Annotated in this window: 20 protein-coding genes; 9 read left to right on the top strand and 11 right to left on the bottom strand. The window is 68.1% G+C overall.

Going from position 1 to position 20,995, the window contains the following annotated elements; genetic code table 11:
* Positions 1-34: 34 nt before the first annotated feature.
* The 6 genes from QQA13_RS14635 (at position 35) to mgtA (ending at position 6,811) form a co-directional block, all read left to right on the top strand.
* Positions 35-766: an SURF1 family protein gene (locus tag QQA13_RS14635; RefSeq protein WP_108471743.1), complete on the top strand. Its 732-nt coding sequence runs from the start codon at positions 35-37 to the stop codon at positions 764-766.
* A gap of 24 nt (positions 767-790) precedes the next feature.
* The gene (locus tag QQA13_RS14630) at positions 791-1,363 is read left to right on the top strand and encodes a hypothetical protein (RefSeq protein WP_108471742.1); all 573 of its coding nucleotides are present in this window, start codon (positions 791-793) and stop codon (positions 1,361-1,363) included.
* Positions 1,363-2,538, top strand: a complete 1,176-nt coding sequence (locus tag QQA13_RS14625) for a COX15/CtaA family protein (RefSeq protein ID WP_108471741.1) — start codon at positions 1,363-1,365, stop codon at positions 2,536-2,538. The genes QQA13_RS14630 and QQA13_RS14625 overlap by 1 nt, the downstream gene beginning before the upstream one ends.
* A 2-nt stretch (positions 2,539-2,540) precedes the next feature.
* Positions 2,541-3,440, top strand: coding sequence for a heme o synthase (cyoE, locus tag QQA13_RS14620; protein WP_108471740.1), 900 nt, complete (start codon positions 2,541-2,543; stop codon positions 3,438-3,440).
* 323 nt (positions 3,441-3,763) lie between these two features.
* Positions 3,764-4,006 carry a hypothetical protein gene (locus QQA13_RS14615; RefSeq protein WP_108471739.1) on the top strand — a complete coding sequence of 81 codons (243 nt, stop codon included), beginning with the start codon at positions 3,764-3,766 and terminating at the stop codon, positions 4,004-4,006.
* Between the two features lie 156 nt (positions 4,007-4,162).
* A complete protein-coding gene (gene mgtA / locus QQA13_RS14610; RefSeq protein WP_108471738.1) occupies positions 4,163-6,811 on the top strand; it encodes a magnesium-translocating P-type ATPase in 2,649 nt (882 codons plus the stop codon).
* A gap of 25 nt (positions 6,812-6,836) precedes the next feature.
* Here mgtA and QQA13_RS14605 read toward each other — a convergent pair whose 3' ends face one another.
* The 5 genes from QQA13_RS14605 to rpsU form a co-directional block, all read right to left on the bottom strand.
* A complete protein-coding gene (locus QQA13_RS14605) occupies positions 6,837-7,838 on the bottom strand; it encodes a bile acid:sodium symporter family protein (protein WP_108471737.1) in 1,002 nt (333 codons plus the stop codon).
* A gap of 9 nt (positions 7,839-7,847) precedes the next feature.
* Positions 7,848-8,468 (bottom strand): DedA family protein, encoded by a 621-nt coding sequence (locus QQA13_RS14600; protein WP_108471736.1) that lies wholly within the window; start codon positions 8,466-8,468, stop codon positions 7,848-7,850.
* A gap of 130 nt (positions 8,469-8,598) precedes the next feature.
* A complete protein-coding gene (gene dnaG, locus QQA13_RS14595) occupies positions 8,599-10,335 on the bottom strand; it encodes a DNA primase (protein WP_108471735.1) in 1,737 nt (578 codons plus the stop codon).
* An 82-nt stretch (positions 10,336-10,417) separates the two neighbouring features.
* Complete coding sequence (locus tag QQA13_RS14590) at positions 10,418-10,864, bottom strand: GatB/YqeY domain-containing protein (protein ID WP_108471734.1); 447 nt, start codon at positions 10,862-10,864, stop codon at positions 10,418-10,420.
* A gap of 186 nt (positions 10,865-11,050) precedes the next feature.
* The gene (rpsU, locus tag QQA13_RS14585) at positions 11,051-11,266 is read right to left on the bottom strand and encodes a 30S ribosomal protein S21 (protein WP_007081639.1); all 216 of its coding nucleotides are present in this window, start codon (positions 11,264-11,266) and stop codon (positions 11,051-11,053) included.
* A 67-nt stretch (positions 11,267-11,333) separates the two neighbouring features.
* Between rpsU and tsaD the strand changes: the two genes are divergently transcribed.
* Positions 11,334-12,383 (top strand): tRNA (adenosine(37)-N6)-threonylcarbamoyltransferase complex transferase subunit TsaD, encoded by a 1,050-nt coding sequence (gene tsaD / locus QQA13_RS14580; protein ID WP_234411327.1) that lies wholly within the window; start codon positions 11,334-11,336, stop codon positions 12,381-12,383.
* A 105-nt stretch (positions 12,384-12,488) separates the two neighbouring features.
* Here tsaD and QQA13_RS14575 read toward each other — a convergent pair whose 3' ends face one another.
* The 3 genes from QQA13_RS14575 to QQA13_RS14565 are packed head-to-tail and all read right to left on the bottom strand — an operon-like array spanning position 12,489 to position 14,956.
* Positions 12,489-13,208: a pseudouridine synthase gene (locus tag QQA13_RS14575; protein WP_108471733.1), complete on the bottom strand. Its 720-nt coding sequence runs from the start codon at positions 13,206-13,208 to the stop codon at positions 12,489-12,491.
* A gap of 3 nt (positions 13,209-13,211) precedes the next feature.
* Positions 13,212-13,994, bottom strand: coding sequence for an ABC transporter permease (locus QQA13_RS14570; protein ID WP_108471732.1), 783 nt, complete (start codon positions 13,992-13,994; stop codon positions 13,212-13,214).
* Positions 13,991-14,956, bottom strand: a complete 966-nt coding sequence (locus QQA13_RS14565; RefSeq protein WP_108471731.1) for an ABC transporter ATP-binding protein — start codon at positions 14,954-14,956, stop codon at positions 13,991-13,993. Before QQA13_RS14565 ends, QQA13_RS14570 begins: the two co-directional genes overlap by 4 nt.
* 93 nt (positions 14,957-15,049) lie before the next feature.
* Here QQA13_RS14565 and QQA13_RS14560 point away from each other — a divergent pair, with 93 nt between their 5' ends.
* Together QQA13_RS14560 and QQA13_RS14555 are read left to right on the top strand one after the other, a co-directional pair.
* Positions 15,050-15,811, top strand: a complete 762-nt coding sequence (locus QQA13_RS14560) for a ferredoxin--NADP reductase (protein WP_108471730.1) — start codon at positions 15,050-15,052, stop codon at positions 15,809-15,811.
* Positions 15,812-16,081: 270 nt separating this feature from the next.
* On the top strand, positions 16,082-16,432 hold the full coding sequence (locus QQA13_RS14555; protein ID WP_159082184.1) for a hypothetical protein: 351 nt from the start codon (positions 16,082-16,084) through the stop codon (positions 16,430-16,432).
* Positions 16,433-16,441: 9 nt separating this feature from the next.
* Here the strand turns inward: QQA13_RS14555 and QQA13_RS14550 are convergent, their stop codons facing one another.
* From QQA13_RS14550 to QQA13_RS14540, 3 genes are read right to left on the bottom strand one after another with little or no spacing between them, the layout of a single operon-like run.
* Entirely contained in the window at positions 16,442-17,428 is a 987-nt protein-coding gene (locus tag QQA13_RS14550; RefSeq protein ID WP_108471728.1) for a fimbrial protein, read from the bottom strand.
* Complete coding sequence (locus QQA13_RS14545) at positions 17,421-20,189, bottom strand: fimbria/pilus outer membrane usher protein (protein WP_234411326.1); 2,769 nt, start codon at positions 20,187-20,189, stop codon at positions 17,421-17,423. Before QQA13_RS14545 ends, QQA13_RS14550 begins: the two co-directional genes overlap by 8 nt.
* Positions 20,186-20,929: a fimbrial biogenesis chaperone gene (locus QQA13_RS14540; RefSeq protein WP_108471727.1), complete on the bottom strand. Its 744-nt coding sequence runs from the start codon at positions 20,927-20,929 to the stop codon at positions 20,186-20,188. The genes QQA13_RS14545 and QQA13_RS14540 overlap by 4 nt, the downstream gene beginning before the upstream one ends.
* Positions 20,930-20,995 lie beyond the last annotated feature (66 nt).

Here is a 20,995-nt window from a genome sequence, read left to right as displayed (position 1 = left end):
TGGCCAGTATAGCGGTCGCTGGCAGGCGTCCGGCGTGAACGGGTTTCGCCGTCCTTCGTGGTGGGCGCTGCTGCTGACGGTGGCCGGGGCCTTGCTGTTTATACGTCTGGGCGTGTGGCAGCTGCACCGTGCCGACTTCAAGGAAGCACTTCTGCGGCGGTATGCCGCATCGGCGGCCGCGCCGCTGCAGGACTTCGCCAGGGTGGCCGAAGCGCCGCCGGCCGACGGCTTCCCGCGGGTACGGGTGAGTGGCCGCTACCTTGCCGACCGCCTGTACCTGCTGGACAACCCGAAGCACGACGGCCTCGGCGGGGTGGAGGTGTTCGCGCCGCTGGCGCTGGAGGGCCATGCGCAACTGCTGCTGGTCGACCTGGGCTTCCTGCCCGGCAACGGCAATGGCAAGACGCCGCAGCTGCCGGCGCTGCCCGTTGGCGAGGTGAGCCTGCAGGGCTTGTACGTACCGCCGCCGCCGGTCGGTTTCGAGATGGGCGGGGATGCGCTGAAGCGACAGGCCCGGTGGCCGAAGAACAGCATCTTTCTGGACCCGGCGGAAGTCGCCAGCGACCTCGGTCGCCCGTTGTACCCGCGGTTGCTGGCGCTGGACCCCGACCCGGCCGCGATCTACGAGCGCGTGCACACCCTCGATTTTTCCTCGATGCCACCGGCGCGGCATCGTGCCTATGCATTCCAGTGGTTCACCTTTGCGCTCGCCGCGGTGGTCATCCTGCTGGTCGTGCATCGCAAGCGCAAACCGCGCAAATCCTGATTCCACCAAGGTCGATGAAGTCCGATGAAAGCTGCTGATCCCGCCGCCTTGCGCAAGAGCCGAATCTTCCTGCTGCTGATCGGGCTGGTGTTCGCCGCGCCGATGATCGTCGCCGGCCTGCTCAGCTGGAGCGGCTGGCAGCCCGGCACCAGGGGCAACGGCGAGCCGATCCTGCCGCAGCGCAATTTCGTCGACGAGCAGCTGCAGGTGCGCCTGGATGACGGCAGCTCGTGGCCGTGGCGCGACAGCAAGCCGCGCTTCACTTTGATCGCACTGGCCGGCCCGGATTGCGCGGCGCGCTGCTTCGATACGCTGACCGGCATCGCCAAGGCACGGGTCATGCTCAACCGCAATCAGTCGCGCCTGCGCCTGTTGTATGTCGGTGCGCCACCGGTCGACCCGGGCCGGCGCGTGGCGATGAGCACGTACTGGGCGTTCGGTCGTGATGTCGACGGCAAACTGGCAACCTACGTGCCGTCCACGCCAGACAGCGTCAGTGCCGTGCTGGTGGAGTCCAACGGCACCGCGTTGTCGCTGTACCCGGCCGGCTTCGATGGCCCCGGGCTGTTGCGGGACATGGTGAAGGTGATCAAGTGATGTCGGCACGCTCCCTGAAAATTCTCCGCTGGCTGGCGCTGTTCGCGGCGGTGTTCGCGTTCGGGCTGGTGATGTTTGGCGCGTTCGTGCGGCTGTCGAACGCCGGCCTGTCCTGCCCGGACTGGCCGACCTGCTACGGCCAGGTGACCTGGCCGCAGCACGCGCAGGCGGTGGCGCATGCCGACGCGGCGTTCCCGGATCGGCCGTACGAGGCGCACAAGGCCTGGCGCGAGCAGGTGCACCGCTTCTTCGCCGGCACGCTCGGCGTGCTGGTGCTGCTGCTGGCGCTGCTGGCGAGCGGGCGCCGGCGCGACACGCTGTTGGCAGTGCTCGCCGGCGCCGTATTCGCGGCGCTCGGCGTGGGCCTGTACATGCGCGGCGAGCACCTGTGGTCGTCGCTGCTGGCGGCCTGTGCGATCGCGCTGCCGCTGCTTGCCGCGATCCGGCTGCCGCGGCCTGGCGCCTGGAAGATCTGCGTGCTGGCGCTGGCGGTGATCATCTTCCAGGCGATGCTCGGCATGTGGACGGTGACCCTGCTGCTCAAGCCCGTCGTGGTGATGGGCCACCTGCTCGGCGGCATGACCACGTTCGCGCTGCTGGCGTATGCCGCGCTGCGTTTCGCCGGCGTGGCGGCGGTGGACGATCGTCTGGCCGATCTGCGTCGGCTGGTGGCGATCGGCCTGGTGTTGCTGCTGTGCCAGATCGCGCTGGGTGGCTGGACTTCGGCGAACTACGCGGCGCTGGCCTGCGGCTACGGTCCCGGCTCGTTCCCGCAGTGCCTCGGTCAGTGGGCGCCACCGACCGATTTCCGCGAAGGATTCGTGCTGTGGCGCGGGATCGGCGTGAACTACGAAGGCGGCGTGCTGGACATGGCCGCGCGCAGTGCGATCCAGATCGCGCACCGGCTCGGTGCGCTGGTGGTGTTCTGCTACCTCGGCTGGCTGGCGATCAAGGCCGCCCGGCGTGGGCTGCGCCTGTGCGGTCTGGCGATCGCGCTGGCGCTGGCGGGCCAGGTGCTGCTGGGCATCAGCAATGTGTACTTCGGCCTGCCGCTGGCGGTGGCGACCGCGCACAATGGCGTGGCGGCCTTGCTGCTGTTCACCTTGCTGGCCACGCTGGCACGCACGCAGCGGCAGCATGACGAATCGATGTTCCTGTCGTTGGGGCGACACTGAAGATGAGCGTTTTCCACGAGTACCTGTTGTTGACCAAGCCGCGCATCGTTGCGCTGCTGGTGTTCTGCGCGGTGATCGGCATGTTCCTTGCCGTGCCCGGCATGCCGCCGTGGCGCGCGCTGGTGTTCGGCACGCTGGGCATTTGGCTGGCCTCGTCCTCGGCTGCCGCATTCAACCAGTTGATCGACCAGCGCATCGACAAGGTGATGGTGCGCACGGCGCACCGGCCGCTGGCCACCGGGCACCTCAATCCGCGCCAGGTGTTCGTGTTCGCGCTGCTGCTGGGCATCGCCTCGATGCTGGTGCTGGTGCTGCTGGTAAACACGCTGACCGCGGTGCTGACCTTTGCCGGGCTGATCGGCTATGCGGTGATCTACACCGCGTTCCTCAAGCGCGCCTCGCCGCAGAACATCGTGATCGGCGGCCTCGCAGGAGCGATTCCGCCGGTGCTGGGCTGGACTGCGGTCACCGGTTCGCTGCACCCGTACGCGCTGCAGCTGTGCCTGATCATCTTCGTGTGGACGCCGCCGCATTTCTGGGCGCTGGCGATCTTCCGCCGCGACGACTACTCGCGCGCGCAGGTGCCGATGCTGCCGGTGACCCACGGCGTGGTGTTCACCCGCTGGCACATCCTGTTCTACACCGTGCTGCTGGTGCTGGTGACCCTGCTGCCGGCAATGACCGGGATGAGCGGGCTGGTCTACCTGGGCGGCGCCGCGGTGCTGGGCGGGGCGTTCCTGTATTACGCGGTGCGCCTGTTGAATCCGCCGGACGAGCTGTACGCGATGAAGGTGTTCAGCTACTCCATCGTCTACCTGATGGCGCTGTTCGCGTTCCTGCTGGTCGACCACTGGCTGGTATCGCCGCTGCTGCAGGCGGTCCCATCGGCGGTGCTGGGCTGAGCGGAACGGGACATGCTGGCCGCATGCGCAACAACTTTCATTCGTGTGGAGCGCTTGCCGGGATTGACACTGCGGCAACGCAGCACGACAATGCCCGCGCCCACCGGCGCGTCCGCGTCGGCGGGCCCCCTGTCCTGACTAACCAAGGCATATGGACGTTTACCCTAGTCGCAACGTCGACATCCGCGAGCATCGGATGCCGGCATTGCATAACAAGCTGATGATCTGCGGCGACCGCCTGCGGTCGGCTGGCGCTTTCCTCGACTAGGGAAGACCGGCCCACCTTCTCCGGCGCCGCGGGCGCCGTAACGAGGAGATGGGCCATGAAGCTCCTTCGCGATTCCGTTTTGCTGCGCATGCTGCGCCGGCTTCTGGCTGGCCGTCGCGAGGCCGTGCGCGTTACCTACACCATCACCGTGCCCGCCCCGCTGGACCGCTCGGCCGGCAGCAATGTGGTCGAACTGCACCGCCGCGCCGACGCCGGCGGCCATGCATCGGCGACAACCCGGGCCCGCGGCGACGCGCTGCCATCATCCGTCCATCTCGCGCTGGTATCCAGTCGCTGATGGCTGCCGTGACGTCATGCAAGGGATGGCCTCCGCCAGGCGCGGAACCGTTCCGGCCGCATGCGTGGCCAGGCGCAACAGCGTCGATGCGGTTGGCGGACTGATTCCGCGGACTCGCCCCGGCGGCAGGCATCAGCGAATTCACGGAAGCGGGTCATGATCAAGCAATCCATCCAGGGCGCCCTCTCAAGGACGGCCGAGAAGGGCGCGTCGGCGCCCTTGCACGTGGCGGTGGCGCAGGAGGCGTTCCGCGACAACGAGGCGCTGCTGGCCGCGCTGGATAGCACGCCGGCCGGCCTCGACGAGGCGCAGATCACCGAGCGGCTGCATCGCGACGGTGCCAACGAGGTTTCGCACGAGAAGCCGCCGCACTGGTCGCTGCAGCTGCTGCGCGCGTTCAAGAATCCTTTCATCATCGTGCTGCTGGTGCTGGCCGGCGTGCAGTTGTTCGCCGACGACAGCGACCTCACTGGGCCGATCATCATCGCGGCGATGGTGGGTATCAGCGTGGTGCTGACCTTCACCCAGGAGTACCGCTCCTCGCGCGCGGCCGAGGAGCTGAAGGCGATGGTGCGCAACACTGCCGCGGTGACGCGGCAGGCCTCCGACGGCCACAGCGAGCAGATCGAGGTGCCGGTGGGCGAGCTGGTGGCGGGCGACATCGTGCATCTGGGTGCGGGCGACATGGTGCCCGCCGACCTGCGCCTGCTCACGGCGAAGGACCTTTTCATCAGCCAGGCGATCCTCACCGGTGAATCGCTGCCAGTGGAGAAGGTGGCGCCGATCCATGCGCACGGCGTCGAATCGGTCGGCAATCCGCTGGATCTGCCCACCGTCTGCTACATGGGCACCAACGTGATCTCCGGCACCGCCAGCGCGGTGGTGGTGGCCACCGGTACGCGCAGTTACCTCGGCTCGCTGGCGCACAGCATGAGCGGCCAGCGCGTGCAGACCAGTTTCGACCGCGGCGTGAACTCGGTGAGCTGGCTGCTGATCCGCTTCATGGCGGTGATGGTGCCGGTGGTGCTGGGCATCCAGTGGTACAAGCAGGGTTTCTGGGAGGCGTTCCTGTTCGCGCTGTCGGTGGCGGTGGGCCTCACCCCGGAGATGCTGCCGCTGATCGTCACCGCGAACCTCGCCAAGGGCGCGATGGCGATGTCCAAGCGCAAGGTGGTGGTGAAGCGGCTCAACGCGATCCAGAACTTCGGCGCGATGGACGTGCTGTGCACCGACAAGACCGGCACGCTGACGCTGGACAAGATCGTGCTGGAGCGCCACCTCGACCTCGACGGCGAGGAGAGCGACGAGGCGTTGGAGTATGGCTACCTCAACAGCCGCTTCCAGACCGGCCTGAAGAACCTGATGGACAAGGCGGTGCTGGAGCACCGCGACCTGGAGCCGACCGCGGCGCGCTACCGCGTGGTGGACGAGATCCCGTTCGATTTCCAGCGCCGGCGCATGTCGGTCGTCGTGGCGAACGGCGGCAGCGAGCACCTGCTGATCTGCAAGGGCGCGGTCGAGGAGATGCTGGCGATCTGCGCATTCGCGCAGGTGGGTGGCAGGGTGGAGGCCATGACCGACGAGCGCCGCCGCGAGATCAAGGCGATGACGCACCGGCTCAACGAGGACGGCCTGCGCGTGCTGGTGGTGGCGGTGCGCCGCGAACCGGCGGCCGAGCGCGCCTGGAGCGTGGCCGACGAGAACGGGCTCACCGCGGTTGGTTGTCTCGCCTTCCTCGATCCGCCGAAGGACTCGGCCGCCACCGCGATCAACGCCCTGCACCAGCACGGAGTCGAGGTGAAGGTCATCACCGGCGACAACGAGGCGGTGACGCGCAAGATCTGCCGCGAGGTGGGGCTGGACGTCACCCACTCGGTGCAGGGCCGCGACATCGAATCGCTGGACGAGGCGGCGCTGGACGAACTGGTGAAGCGCACCACGGTGTTCGCCAAGATGTCGCCGCTGCAGAAGGCCGCGGTGGTGCGCTCGCTGCAGCGCCAGGGCCATACCGTGGGGTTCCTCGGCGACGGCATCAACGACGCGTCGGCGCTGCACGATGCCGATGTTGGCATCTCGGTGGACACCGCCACCGACATCGCCAAGGAGTCGGCCGACATCATCCTGCTGGAGAAGAACCTGATGGTGCTGGAGGAGGGCGTGCTGGAAGGCCGCATCACCTTCGGCAACATCATCAAGTACATCAAGATGACTGCCAGCTCGAACTTCGGCAACGTGCTGAGCATGCTGATTGCCAGCGTGTTCCTGCCATTCGTGCCGCTGTTGCCGCTGCAGATCCTGGTGCTGAACCTGCTGTACGACATCTCGCAGCTGTCGATCCCGTTCGACCGCATGGACGAGGAGTACCTGCGCGTGCCGCGAAAATGGGACGCCAGCGACATCGGCCGCTTCATGCTGCTGGTGGGGCCGTCCAGTTCGGTGTTCGACATCACCACCTTCGCGCTGTTGTGGTTCGTGTTCGGCGCGAACACGCCGGCGCACCAGTCGCTGTTCCAGTCCGGCTGGTTCATCGAGAGCCTGCTCACCCAGACCCTGGTGGTGCACATGATCCGCACGCGCCGCATCCCGTTCCTGCAGAGCAGCGCGGCCGCGCCGGTGCTGGGGCTGACCACCGCGATCATCGCGATCGGCATGCTGATCCCGTATACCGGGCTGGGCCACAAGCTCGGCATGCTGGAAATGCCGCCGGTGTACTACGCATGGCTGGCGGCCACCGTGCTGGCCTATTGCGCGCTGACCCAGCTGGTGAAGGTGATCTACATCCGCCGATACGGGCGCTGGCTGTAGCGGCGGGCCACGCCCGCGGGTCGCCTCAGTCGGCCTCGCGGCTGTCCTCGACGACGCGGTGGTGGCCCTGCATGGCGTAGCGCCGTGCCACCACCGCGCACACCATCAACTGCAGCTGGTGGAAGATCATCAGCGGCAGCACCAGCGCGCCGAGGCCGCCGAGCTGGCCGGCGAACAGGATCTTCGCCATCGGGATGCCGCTGGCCATGCTCTTCTTGGAACCGCAGAACACGATGGTGATCTCGTCCTCGCGCGAAAAGCCAAGCCGGCGCGCGGTCCAGGTCAGCGTGGGCATCACCAGCGCCAACAGCAATGCACACATCGCCAGGGTGGCGAGCAGGGCGGAGAGCGGCGTATCGCGCCACAAGCCGCCGACCACGGCGGCGCTAAACGCGGTGTAGACCACCAGCAGGATGGTGCCCTGGTCGGTATAGCCGAGCAGCGCCCTGTGGCGGTCGACGAAGCCGCCGATCCAGCGTCGCGCGGCATGCCCGAGCGCAAACGGCAGCAGCAGTTGCAGTATGATGTCCAGCACGCCGTGCCAGGAGGCGCCGCCGCCGTGGCTGGCCAGCAGCAGGCCGACCAGCAGCGGGGTCAGCACGATGCCGAGCAGGTTCGACATCGAGGCGCTGACCACCGCGGCGGAGACGTTGCCGCCGGCGATCGAGGTGAACGCGATCGACGATTGCACGGTGGACGGCAGCGTGCACACGAACAGCACGCCGAGGTAGAGCTGCGGCGTCAGCAGCGCGTGCCCGAGCGGCTGCAACGCCAGTCCCAGCAGCGGGAACAGCGCGAAGGTGCTGGCGAACACGGTCAGGTGCAGCCGCCAGTGAGTGAGCCCCTGCACGATTGCGGCCCGCGGCAGCTTGGCGCCGTGCAGGAAGAACAGCAGTGCGATCGCCGCGTCGGTGATCACGTCGAACGCCCGCGCGGTCCCGCCGCGGCACGGCAGCAGCGAGGCCAGCGCCACGGTGGCGAGCAGGGCGAGGGTGAAGTTGTCCGGACCGGCGCGACGCGACGACATGCCGGCGGCTCAGTCCAGCCCGCAGCGCGTGCGGCGTCGGTGCTTCCACCACAGCACCAGCAGGACCAGCGCGAGGATGCCGACCAGCACCCACAGGCTGCTCTGCCCACGGTGCATCCACTTCACCAGCCATTCGTGGTTGTCGGCGCCGAAGTAGCCGAGGTAGACCCAGAACGGCACGCTGATCAGCGCGGCCAGCGTGTCGATCAGCAGGAAGCGCAGGAACGACACCCGGTGGGTGGTGCCGGCGGTGAGGTAGACGGTGGTGCGCATGCCGGGCAGGAAGCGCGCGAAGAACAGCATGCGGTTGCCGTACTGGTCGAACTTCTCCTGCACCTTGGCGTAGCGCGAGGGCGTCAGCACGCGCGCCACGAAGCGCCACTGCAGGATGCGCGCGCCGTAGTGGTGGCCGAGCAGGAAGATCGCCGAGTCGCCCAGCAGCACGCCGGACATCGCCAGCGCGACCATCGCATGCACGTTGGCGTAGCCGAGCCCGGCGATCACGCCGCCGGCGACCAGAGTGATGTCTTCCGGCAGCGGCAAGCCCGCACCGCAGATCATCAGCGCGATGAACACGGCCACGTAGCCGTTCTCGGCGAAGATCGTCACCAGTTGCTGCAGCAGATCCATCAGTATCCTTGCGCGTCATGCGGAACCTGCCGGGCCGCAGCCGACCATGATCCCACAGTCGGATGGCCATCCATGGCCGGCGTGGCGGGTTGACGCAGGGCTGCTGTCGGCAGGCGGCAGGTCATCGCGATCAGGCCGGGGTGACCGGCGGCCGCACCCGGGCGGCCAGCAGCTCGCGCAACTCCGCCTTCTCGGCGGAGTCCAGCGTGCTCTCGCGGCTTTTCGCAGTGAGTGCGTCGCGGCGCTGGGTGACGGCCTGGTCTTCCATCCGCGCCAGCGCGTCGAAGAATTCGCCGCGCTGCGCCTCGGGCTCACCCACCGCCAGCGCCGCCATCAGTTTCTGCAGCGAGGGATACTCCGCCCGCTCGGCGAAGTGCTCCACCAGCATCGCCGAATTGATGCCGGGACGCGCGCGGGCGAGGTCCAGCAGTTCGGCCAGCAGTTCCACGCCGGGCTTGTCCAGGCGCAGGAAGCGGTACGGCCGCTCCACCTGGTCGGCCATACCCGGCTGCGCCAGCAGCAGCGAGATCGCGCTGCGCACCAGGCTGCGCTGTACCGCCGTCGGCCGCTGCACGGCGCGGCGCACGGCCGGATCGGCCTGCAGCATCGCGCGTGCGCCGCTGCGTTTCTCCAGCTCCTGCGCCATCAGGTCGCGGAACGCGCCGTCGGGCAGTTTCGCGATCAGCGGGCGGGCGCGCTCGGCCAGCCGGGCGCGGCCGTCGAGGCTGGCCATGTCGACGTCGTGCGACAGCTCGTTGAAGAAGTAGTCCGACAGCGGCATCGCTTCCTTGATGCGCTGCTCGAAGCCGGCCTTGCCTTCCTTGCGCACCAGCGAGTCCGGGTCCTCGCCGTCGGGCAGGAACAGGAAGTACGCCTGGCGGCCGTCGCGCAGCCGCGGCAGTGCGGATTCCAGCGCCTTCCACGCCGCGGCGCGGCCGGCACGGTCGCCGTCGAAGCAGAACACCACGTCCGGCGCGGCGCGGAACAGCACCTCGGTGTGCTCCGGCGTGGTCGCCGTGCCCAGCGTGGCCACCGCGATCGGCAGGCCCGCCTGGTGCAGCGCGATCACGTCCATGTAACCCTCGACCACCACGATCCGTGCCAGGTTCGCGTTGGCCTGCTTCACCTGCCACAGCGCGAACAGCTCGCGGCCCTTGTGGAACAGCGGGGTCTCGGGGGAATTGAGGTACTTGGGGGATTGCTCGGCGCTGAGCACTCTTCCGCCAAACGCAATCACCCGACCGCGGCGGTCGAGGATCGGGAACATCAGCCGCTCGCGGAAGCGATCGTACTTGCTGCCGCGCTCGCTGGAGGCGACCATGCCGGCCTCGTTCAGCAGCTCCATCCGCCGTGGCGTGTTGCCCAGCGCCTTGATCACGCCGTCGTAGCCGGCCGGGGCCCAGCCGAGGCGGAAGCGCTGGATCGTCTCCGCGTCGAGGCCGCGTTTCCTGCAGTAGGCCTGGGCGTCGGCACTGCGCGGCAGCTCGCCTTCGTACCAGGCCGCGGCGGCATCCAGCAGGGCGTACAGATCGGTCTTGTCCTCGCGTGGGCGCTCCTCGCGGCCACCCTCGCGCGGCACGGTCAGGCCCACTGTCTGCGCCAGTTCCTCCACCGCGTCGGGAAACTCCAGCCGCTCGTAGTCCATCAGGAACTTCACCGCGCTGCCGTGCGCGCCGCAGCCGAAGCAGTGGAAGAACTGCTTCGCGGGGCTGACGTAGAACGAGGGCGTGCGCTCGTTGTGGAACGGGCAGCAGGCGGTCCACTCGCGCCCGGCCTTCTTCAACGGCACGCGCCGCTCGATCACGTCGACGATGTCGACGCGGGCAAGCAGTTCGTCGATGAAGCTGTCGGGAATCAGGCCGCGCATAAGCCCGTTAGTCTAGTCGGTTGCCGGCGGGGAGGTTCGGACGGATGGCGCCGATGCGGGCGGACCGGCCGCGGCGTCGTCCTCAGCCGGCCAGGCGCGCCTTGATCTTGCCCGAGACCACGCCCATGTCGGCACGGCCGGCGGCTTTTTCCTTCACTGCGGCCACCACCTTGCCCATGTCGCGCGGCGAGCTGGCGCCGGTGTCGGCGATCGCGGCGGCGACCAGCGCGTCGATCTCGGCGTCGCTGAGCTTGCTCGGCAGGTAGGTTTCGATCACCACCATCTCGGCGCGCTCGATCGCCGAGAGGTCGTCGCGGCCCGCAGCGTCGAACTGGCTGACCGAATCCTTGCGCTGCTTCAGCATCTTCTCCAGCACGCTGAGCACCTGCACGTCGTCCAGCTCGATGCGCTCGTCCACCTCGCGCTGCTTGATCGCCGCCAGCATCAGCCGGATCACGCCCAGCCGGTGCTTGTCGCCGCCGCGCATGGCGGTCTTCATGTCTTCGGTGAGCTGCTGCTTGAGCGTCATGGCGGGGGCCTCGTGGTCAGGTGGTCATTCTACGGAAACGACAAAGCCGGCGTTGCCCTTGGGACAACACCGGCCAATGTCGAATCCGGAGTGCTGGCGGCGGCTGCGAGAACCCGCGCCGACCGTGTTTCCTGCATGCGCCGCGTGAAGACGCGGGCGGCCCACCGACAGGCGGTGAGCGGAAACTCAGTACAGGCGGACCTTGCGCGAGACGTCGCGCGACAGGCGGCGCAGGTGACGCTTCACCGCGGCGGCACGCTTGCGCTTGCGCTCCTGGGTCGGCTTTTCGTAGAACTCGCGCTTGCGCGTTTCAGCCAGAACGCCGGCCTTTTCGCAGGTACGCTTGAAACGACGCAGTGCGATCTCGAACGGCTCGTTCTCGCGAACTTTTACGTTGGGCATGGAAACTCCGAGTGGTAATCTGCCCCGGTGACGGGACTGTTGAACAGGGCGAGCCGCGAAGTATACCGTGGAAACTGACGAATTTTCAAAGCCCGTGCTGGGCATCGAGACCTCCTGCGACGAGACGGGCGTGGCCCTGCTGCGCTGGGAGCCGGACGCGCCGGGCCGCGGCCTGCTGGCGCACACCCTGTACAGCCAGATCAAGCTGCACGCCGATTACGGCGGGGTAGTGCCGGAACTGGCTAGTCGCGACCACGTGCGCAAGCTGCTGCCGCTGATCCGTGAGGCGCTGGCCCAGGCCGGGCTGACCGTGCAGGACCTGGGCGGGGTGGCCTATACCGCCGGTCCGGGCCTGGTCGGCGCCTTGCTGGTCGGGGCGTCCGCGGGGCGCGCGCTGGCCTGGGCGCTGGGCGTGCCGGCGATCGGGGTGCACCACATGGAGGGCCACCTGCTGGCGCCATTACTGGAGGCCGATCCACCGGAGCCGCCGTTCGTGGCCCTGCTGGTTTCCGGCGGCCATTCGATGCTGGTCGAGGTCAAGGCGATCGGCCAGTACACCATCCTGGGCGACACCCTGGACGACGCCGCCGGGGAGGCGTTCGACAAGACTGCCAAGCTGATGGGCCTGCCCTATCCCGGCGGTCCGGCGCTGGCCAGGCTGGCCCAGCAGGGTACGGCCGGCGTCTTCCGTTTCTCGCGGCCGATGACCGACCGGCCGGGGCTGGATTTCAGTTTTTCCGGCCTGAAGACCCAGGTGCTGCTGGCCTGGCAGAAGTCCGACCAGACCGACCAGACCCGCGCCGATATCGCCCGCGCGTTCGAGGAGGCGATCGTCGATACGCTGGTCATCAAGTGCCGGCGTGCGCTGGCGGCCACCGGCACGCAGCGGCTGGTGATCGCCGGCGGCGTGGGCGCGAACCGCCACCTGCGCAGCGAGCTGGCCAGGGTCGGCGAAAAGGACGGCTTCCGGGTGTATTTTCCGCGGCTGGACTTCTGCACCGACAACGGCGCGATGATCGCGCTGGCCGGCGCGATCCGCCTGGCCAGCGGTCAGCGGCAGGATGAAACGGTGCAGGTGCGCCCGCGCTGGGATCTGCAGACTTTGCCGGCGGCCTGACCGCGGGGTGTTCGTGGGGCGGGCACCGCCTGCCGTTTTTTCCCGGAACCGCAAGAGCCGGCGGGCAGTGCCCGCCCTACATCCGGCGTTCGCGGGGCGACGCGATCACCATTGCGTGCGGCCGGGCAGCAGGCCCTTCAGCTCGGCTTCGGTGAGGTTGCGCCACTGGCCGGGCTTGAGGTGGCCGAGCTTCACGTTGTCGATGCGCACACGGCGCAGCTGCGTGACGCGATAGCCGAACGCGGCAGCCATCAGCCGGATCTGCCGGTTCAGGCCCTGGGTCAGCACGATCGAGAAGCCGAATTTCGCGATGCGACGGGTGCGACAGGACTTGGTCATCTGCCCGTGCACGCGCACGCCGCGCGCCATGCCGGCCAGGAACTCGTCGGTGACCGCCTTGTTTACGCCGACCAGGTATTCCTTCTCGTGGTGGTTTTCCGCGCGCAGGATCTCGTTGACGATGTCGCCGTTGCTGGTGAGCAGGATCAGCCCTTCGGAATCCTTGTCCAGCCGCCCGATCGGGAAGATCCGCTGCGGATGGTCGACGAAATCCACGATGTTGCCGGACACGCTCTGGTCGGTGGTGCAGGTGATGCCGACCGGCTTGTTCAGCGCGATGTAGATGGCTTTCTTCGCCGCCGGCGTGGCGGCCAGCAGGCGCGCCTTGACGACTTCGCCGTCCACCCGCACCTCGTCGCCTTCCAGCGCCTTGGCCCCGGTGCCGACCACTTCACCGTTGATGCTGACGCGCCCGGCCGCGAGCCACTCGTCCGCCTCGCGGCGCGAGCACAGGCCGGCTTCGCTGATGTATTTGTTGACGCGCATGCCTTACGAGCGCAGGCCGACGCCGCGCTTGAGCAGCTGCAGCGCCACGACCGACAGCGCCGCCACGAAGCCGAGCATCACCACGAAGGCCCAGCCCACGTGTACGTCGCTGATGCCGAGCACGCCGTAGCGGAACGCGTTGACCATGTACAGGATCGGGTTGGCGCGTGAGATCGCCTGCCACGGCTCACCCAGCATGTTGATCGAATAGAACACGCCGCCCAGGTAGGTCAGCGGGGTGAGGATGAAGGTCGGCACCAGCGCGATGTCGTCGAACTTCTTCGCGTACACCGCGTTGACGAAGCCGGCCAGCGAGAAGATGGTGGCGCCCAGCAGCACCGAGGCGAACGTGATCAGCGGGTGCATCACGTGCAGGTCGGTGAAGAACAACGCGATCAGCAGCACCAGCACGCCGACCACCAGCCCGCGCACCACCGCGCCGGCGACGTAGCCGGTCAGGATCACCCAGTTCGGCATCGGCGACACCAGCATCTCCTCCACCGCGCGGCTGAACTTGGCGCCGAAGAACGAGCTGGAGATGTTGCCGTAGCTGTTGGTGATGATGCTCATCATCACCAGGCCCGGCACGATGTACTGCATGTAGGTGAAGCCGCCCTGGATGGTGCCGATGCGGCTGCCGATCAGCTTGCCGAAGATCACGAAGTACAGCGTCATGGTGATCGCCGGCGGGATCAGCGTCTGCGTCCAGATGCGCATGATGCGCACGATCTCGCGGCGCACGATGGTGTTGAGGGCGACCAGGTTGGCGGCGGCATTGCTGCTCATGCGGCGCGCTCCTGGCCCGGTGCGTGCCGGCCGTTCTCCACCAGCCGCACGAACAGCTCCTCCAGCCGGTTGGTCTTGTTGCGCATCGAGGTCACCATGATGCCGTGCGTGGACAGCGTCGCGAACAGCGAGTTGAGGTCATGCGAGCGGGCCATCTCGGCCTCCAGCGTGTGCTCGTCGCGGCGGCGCAGGGTGACGTTGGGGATGCTCGGCAGCGCGGCCGGCAGCGAAGCCACGTCGAGCACGAAGGTCTCCACGTCCAGCGTCGCCAGCAGGCGCTTCATGCTGGTGTTCTCGATGATCGTGCCGTGGTCGATGATCGCGATGTTGCGGCACAACGACTCGGCTTCCTCCAGGTAATGCGTGGTCAGGATCACCGTGGTGCCAGCCGCGTTGATGCCGCTGACGAAGTGCCACATCGAGCGGCGGATCTCGATGTCGACGCCGGCGGTGGGCTCGTCGAGGATCAGCAGCCTGGGCTCGTTCATCATCGCGCGGGCGATCATCAGCCGCCGCTTCATGCCGCCGGACAGCGTGCGCGCCTGCATCTGCGCCTTGTCCCACAGGCGCAGCTCCTTCAGGTATTTCTCCGCGCGCTCGGCGGCGATCTTCCGGGGGATGCCGTAGAAGCCCGCCTCGTTGACGCAGATGTCGAACGGCTTCTCGAACTGGTTGAAGTTGATCTCCTGCGGCACCAGGCCGATCAGCCGCATCGCCGCACTGCGATCCTTGTTGACCGACACGCCGAACACCTGTGCGTCGCCGGAAGTGGAGTTCACCAGCGAGGACAGGATGCCGATCAGGGTGGACTTGCCGGCGCCGTTCGGGCCAAGCAGGGCGAAGAAGTCGCCCGGCTGCACGGTGAGACTGATGCCCTTCAACGCCTCGACGCCATTGGCGTAGGTTTTGCGCAGGTTGTCGACGACGAGCGCCGGGGCCGTATCTTGGGACTGCGGGGACATGGGCTGCACCGAGGGGGTTAGCCCTTATTATAGCGGGCTACATCCCGTCGTCCGGCCCTGCCGGACGGCACACACCGTTTCCGGAAACCCTCCATGGCCGACCACTTCCAGCTCCGTCTCGTCGACAGCCGCATGCTCGCGCCCGCGGTGCGCCACCTGGTGTTGGAGCGCGTCGACGGCCGGCCGCTGGCGTTCCAGCCCGGCCAGTTCCTGCAGGTGCATTTCCACTACGACGACGGCACGGCCACCAAGCGCAGCTACTCGGTCGCCACCGTCGGCGACGGCAACTCGCCGGGCGCGCCCGTGGAAGTCGGGCGCATCGAGATCGCGGTGAGCTACGTCGACGGCGGCGCGGCGACGAAACTGCTTGGCGAACTGCCGGTCGGCGGCGTGATCGACGCCAGCGGCCCCTACGGCCGCTTCTGCCTGCAGGAGACCGACAGCCATCCGCGCTACCTGCTGCTCGCCACCGGCACCGGCGTCACCCCGTACCGCGCCATGCTGCCGCAGATCGAAAAACTGCTGGCGAGCGGCGACCGCGAAGTGGTGCTGCTGTATGGCGCCCGCAGCGAAGCCGAACTGCTGTATGGCGAGGAATTTGAAGCGTTCGCGCAAAGCCACCCCGGCTTCCTCTTCCACGGCTGCTTCAGCCGCGAAGCCCGCGCCACGCCGCGCCCCACCGACCGCAGCGGCCACGTGCAGAACGTGCTGGCCGAACTCGGACCGCGCGCCGACCGCGACATCGCCTACCTGTGCGGCAACCCCAACATGGTCGATGCCGCGTTCAACGCGCTGAAGGAGTTCGGCCTGCCGGTGCCGCAGATCCGGCGCGAGAAGTACATTTCGTCGCGCTGAGCGGGGGTTGCGGCGTGTTCCCGGAGCCGGGGGGCATGGCCGCGAACGTCCTCAGGTTTGTTAGCGCCGTGTCGATAAGTCTCCCGCGAGCGCAGCCGCGCCGTTCACTATCCCTTCGCCAGACTGCCTCCCCAGGAAACCGGTGGCGTCAAAAGCGTGACGTGGTTCGCATTTTCGGGACTGCGGTCACCGTGCGCCATAAAGCCTGCGCGGGCGGCGCCGAAAACACCTTCAGGCGCGCGTGGTTCCGTGCGCTGCGAGGGATGGCACATGCGCAATCAGCATCGTTGGTTGGTTGGTTCGCTCGTCGCGTTGGCGATGTCGGGAGCGTGGGCGCAAAGTGGGCGCATCAACTTTGCCGGTGCTGTAGTGGAGCCAACCTGCTCCACCGAGCAGCTTGCCCCGGCGATGTCCTCCGCTGCCACCGACCCGGCCGGGCAACGCCTGGGCTGCGGTCATCGCGCCGGCGCCGACGTCGGTCCCACCTTTACCCACGAAGTGGTTGACCTGACCACAGCCAATCGCGGTCACGACCGCCTGCTCGACTATTTCGCCAGCTATGCCCCGGTGGCCCCTGGCGGCAAGGTCATGGCCAGGCTCGTCACGCGCACCTACGATTGAGCGCGGAACCTACTGGTACGAGAGCGTGAAGGTCGCCGTGGCGCCAAGCAGGCCCGCGCTCACTGCACTTCCCGTCTGGTAGTAACGGGCGAAATAGTTCACCGAGAGTGCGCCGTTCGGCGTGGCGCCGATGGTCTGGGCGACGCCGAATTGCACGGGGGTCGTCCCCGATGAATCCAGCACCTGCACGCCAACGCCACCGGCGCTGCCGCTCGATGGCGCGATCACGCCCGGCTTGCCGGCGACCGGCGTGGCGGTGTCCAGGGTGATGCGGACGACCGCGCCGCTGGAGCAGGTCAGTCCGATCTGGAATGGAGTGGTGCCGGCGACCGAACCCGCGCCGCCGAAGGCCTGACTGGTGACCGTAGGCAGGTTCACGGTGATGTTGCTGGTGCTGACCTGGCAGGCGGGTGCGGTGAAGGTCAGGGAACCAGCCAGGTTGATCGTTGCGTAGGTAATGAAATTGGTGGCGCCTGCCCTGAGGGCGGCCAGCGGGCCCTGCAGGGAGCCGCCGTTGGCGATCGGGCCGGTTTTCACCAGCTCGATCGTGACCGAGCCGGACTCGGTGTATACGGCCTGGTTGTCCCGACTCTGGGCGTAGGGGTACGCGGTGATATAGACACCGTTTTCCAGTACCCGGTAGCCCACGCCGGTGATGTTGGTGGGGAACAGGTTCGTGTTGGTTGGCAGGAGGGCGCCGGAAGGCGCCACCAGTCCCCAGCCGTTGCCCTGGCCGTTGCAGTAGTAGGTGACCGGAGTGCTGATCGGGGTGGGGGCCGAGGTGTAGAGCACGGTGCCCGCGGCGATATTGGGGTCGTTGACGAGGGTCGACGGCACGGACACCGTGTAGGTAGCCGACGTGGTGCCCGTGCAGCCGGAGGCATGCGCCCATCCGGGCGCCAGTGCCAGCAACGCCACGGCCACGAGCACGGCGGCGCCGCGAGCGAGGCGTGCGCGGATCGAGTACAGCACAGGCGGCCGAGGTGGTCTATTCATGATGGCTCACCTCGGAGGCTGGCGTGGCGCCGGGTTCATGGCAGCTGGCGTCCTGTGTGGCGTAGCGGTCGGTGCCGGCCGTGGCGGGGGGCGCCCGGTAGGCGAACGCGCAGTGGTGCGCGCTGCCCGCCGCGTCCTCCCATTGCACGCCCAGGTGCCCCGTCTGCCGCGAGACGCGCGCCATGATGCGCCCGGCCTGGCCCACGGCGCCGACCACCTGGCCCTGCTCGTCCAGCACCTCCGCGCCGAACGGCAGGGTCTTGCCGTCGGCAAGGTGGGTCTGGATCAGCACGAAGCGCCCGCTCTCGCTCTTGAACTTCACCATCACCACGGCGCCGGCGCGCGGTGCCACCTGGGCGCTGGTGTTGTCCAGCTGCACGTCCAGCGGCAGGCCGGTGGGATCGATGTCGATCGTGTTGAGGACGTACGGGGTGACATAGGGCACCAGCGCGTAGCCGGCGTCGTCGATGCGCACGCCGGCCGCGTTGCCGACGCGTGCTCCAGCAGCGCCGGGCGCCTGCACGATGGCCACGGTGTCGCCCAGCGGCTGGCCGAAGGTGACGCCGCCCGGATGCGCGACGATGCCACCCGTCACGTTCAGCGATGCCTGCGAGTAGCCGCTGCCCATGCCGAAACCGGCGTTGAGCAGCGCGTGGGTACCGCGGTAGCCCGCGTTGATGCTGCCGGTACTGCCGGTGCTGCCGGTGGCGTTGCTGCTGTCGTGCGTCGCGGTGGCGCCGTAGTAGAAGCGGTTGTCGACCCCGGCGTTGCCGTTGAGCGTGGCCTGCTCCTGCATGCCGCCGTTGCCATCGCGGGCGAGGCTGCCGGTGAAGATGGGGGTATGCGAATCGTCGCCCAGCGGAATCGTGAGATTGACCATGTAGCGGTTGTCGCTGCGCCCGAACAGGTCGCGTTCGCGGGCGGCCGAGAGGTTGTAGCTGACCCGGCCGATCGCGTTGTTGTAGCCAACCTGGAACTGGGTGTCGGTGCCACCGCGGTTCCAGTAGTCGCGGGCCGAGCCGTTGACGTAGAGCGAGCCGCCGCGGCTGCCCAGCCGTTGGCTGAGGGTGAGGCTGAAGTTGTTGCGCTGGCGATCGACGCCGTTCGGCGTCAGGAAGTCGCGGTAGTCGACGCCCGCCAGCGCGGCCTGCTGTGCCGGCGTGAGCAGGTTGGAGAGCGGCACGCCGTTGATCGTCAGCGGCTGGGCCGGGCCGCTGGCGAATACCGGCAGACCGCGGCGGGCATAGTCGCGTGCCCGCACGGCATCGCCGAGGGAGAGGAAACCGCTGGTCGAGTAGCGGTAGGCCGCCACGGTCAGCGAGGTGCCGGTCTGTGCCAGGATCTTGCTGTAGCTCAGGCGCACACTCTGGCCGGACATCGCGTTCAGGCCCGGGATACGCGTGCGCGCGCCGGTGACGTCCGCGGCGAACGCGCCATAGCGCGTGTTCAGCGCGCCGCCCAGCAGCAGTGCCGCGTAGCCTTGCGAGCCAGCCGCGCCGGCATAGCCGGTCAGCAGGTTGGAGAAGCCGCGCTGCACGGTAGCCTGCACCACGTTCGGCTTGTGTTCGATCGACGTGTCGCGCAGCTGGCCAGCGGCCACGCTGAAGCGGGTGACGTCCGGGCGCAACAGCTGCGGCACCGACGCGTATGGCACCGAGAAGGTGTGCACGCGGCCGCTGGCCTCGGTCACGCTGACCTCGATGTCGCCGCCGTAGCCGGTGGCGTAGAGGTCGTCGATGACGAACGGGCCCGGTGCCACCGTGGTCTGGTAGATCATCATGCCGTTCTGGCGCACGGTCACCTTGGCATTGCTGTCGGCGATACCGCGCACGGTGGGCGCGTAGCCGCGCTGCGACTGCGGCAGCATGCGGTCGTCCGTGGCCACCTGCACGCCGCGCAGGCCGATGCTGTCGAAGATCTCACCGCTGGTCCAGGCATCGCCCAGCGTCAGCTGCGCGCGCATTCCCGGCAGGTCGCGCTGCGCGTAGGTGGCGATGTTCTGCCAGTGGTGGCCGGAACCCACGCCGCCGGTGCCGGATTGCCAGCCCAGCGAGGAAGTGTGGCGCAGGTGCCAGCGACCCAGGTTCAGGCCGGCGTTCAGGCCGAGATACGACGAGGTCTGCGACAGGCCGTGGCTGCTGGTGCGATAGCTGTTGAAGTTGTAGTTGAGCAGGCCGGCGTTGACCCCGGAGTCCCAGTATTTCGGGTCGACGTAGCCACGTGCCATCAGCCCCAGGGAGGCCTGCGGCACGCTGGTGTCCAGGCGCAGGTCGGACATCTCGAACGCCATGCTGGCGCCGGGAATTACGCGGGCCATGTCGACGCAGACCTTTTCGTCGGCCAGATCGGCGGTGGTCCGGGCTGACAGGTCGGTCGGGTGCAGGCCCAGCCTGTCGAGCAGGGGCTGGGTGACACAGGGCGTGGCGGCGGCATCGGCCGATGTCGCCGCAAAGCGCACGTTGCTGCGGCCGACGGGGCGGTCGTTGAGGTAGATGTCGACGCTGTAGGTGCCGGCTGGCACGAAGTCGCCGCGCTCGAAGCGGGACAAGTCGGTGGTGTTCTGCCCTGCGCCGGAAAGCATGCTGCGGTCGAAGCTGGCATCCATGGCGTCGACGGCCGGCGTGCTGGCGTCCGCGTTCGGGCCGGCGGCGGTCGTCGCGGCCACGGCGTGACCGCACCAGCCGCACAAGGCCAAGCCGATCAGCGCCGACAGCAGCTGGCGGCGCATCGCCGCCGGAGCGCTGGCGCGCGACCGGCTCACGGCGCGATCTTGCCCTGGTAGGACGCGGCGGCACCGAAGTCGTTGATGACGGTGTAGTCGACCGTGCTGCCCGCGGCCGGCGCATGGACGAGCCGCTTGACCGGCAGGCGCAGCGACGACAGTGGCGCCACCATGCCGCTGTCCGGCGCATACGCTACGCCGTCGACGCTCAGCGACAGCTTGCTGAAGGTGATGTGGTACGGCGTGGGGTTGCGGGCCTCCAGCGCGTAGCCACTGCCATCCGCGACCACGTGCCAGGTGACGTCGCGAGCTGCGGTGGAGGGATCGCCGGCCAGGTTGGCCGGGCGGAAAAAGAATTTGAGCCGCGAGCGCACGGCGAACTGCAGCGTGTTTTGTTCCTCGCCCGGTTTCGCCGTGGGCTTGGGCGGAATCTCCAGCACGTTCAGCCAGAACAGCGACTCGCGGTCAGCTGGCAGCGGCTGGCCGGTGTAGATGATGCGCAGGCTCTGGCCCTTGCCCGCGTTCATGCGCGCCAGCGGCGGCGTGATCAGAAAGGGCACCTTGGCGCTGTCGGGAGTGGAGTCGGAGTTGCCGCTGTCGATCCACGCCTCGATCAGGGCTGGCTGGTTGCCGGCGTTGCTCAGGCGCACGGTGACCTCGCCGTTGGCCGCCGGAAACACCACGCGGGTGCCGGCAATCACGACGCTGGCGTGGGCGGGGCCGATGGTGGCGCCAAGCGCGATCAAGGCTGCACCAATGGCGCAGAGCAGGCTTTTCATCAGGGTATCCGTGAAAATCGAAGACATCGCGGCGACGGCAGCAAGACCGCTGCAGCCACGTCGCCC

It is taken from the genome of Rhodanobacter thiooxydans, assembly GCF_030291135.1.
In the GTDB taxonomy this organism is placed as follows: Bacteria; Pseudomonadota; Gammaproteobacteria; order Xanthomonadales; family Rhodanobacteraceae; genus Rhodanobacter; species Rhodanobacter thiooxydans_A.
This window is presented reverse-complemented; position numbering and strand designations above follow the sequence as displayed.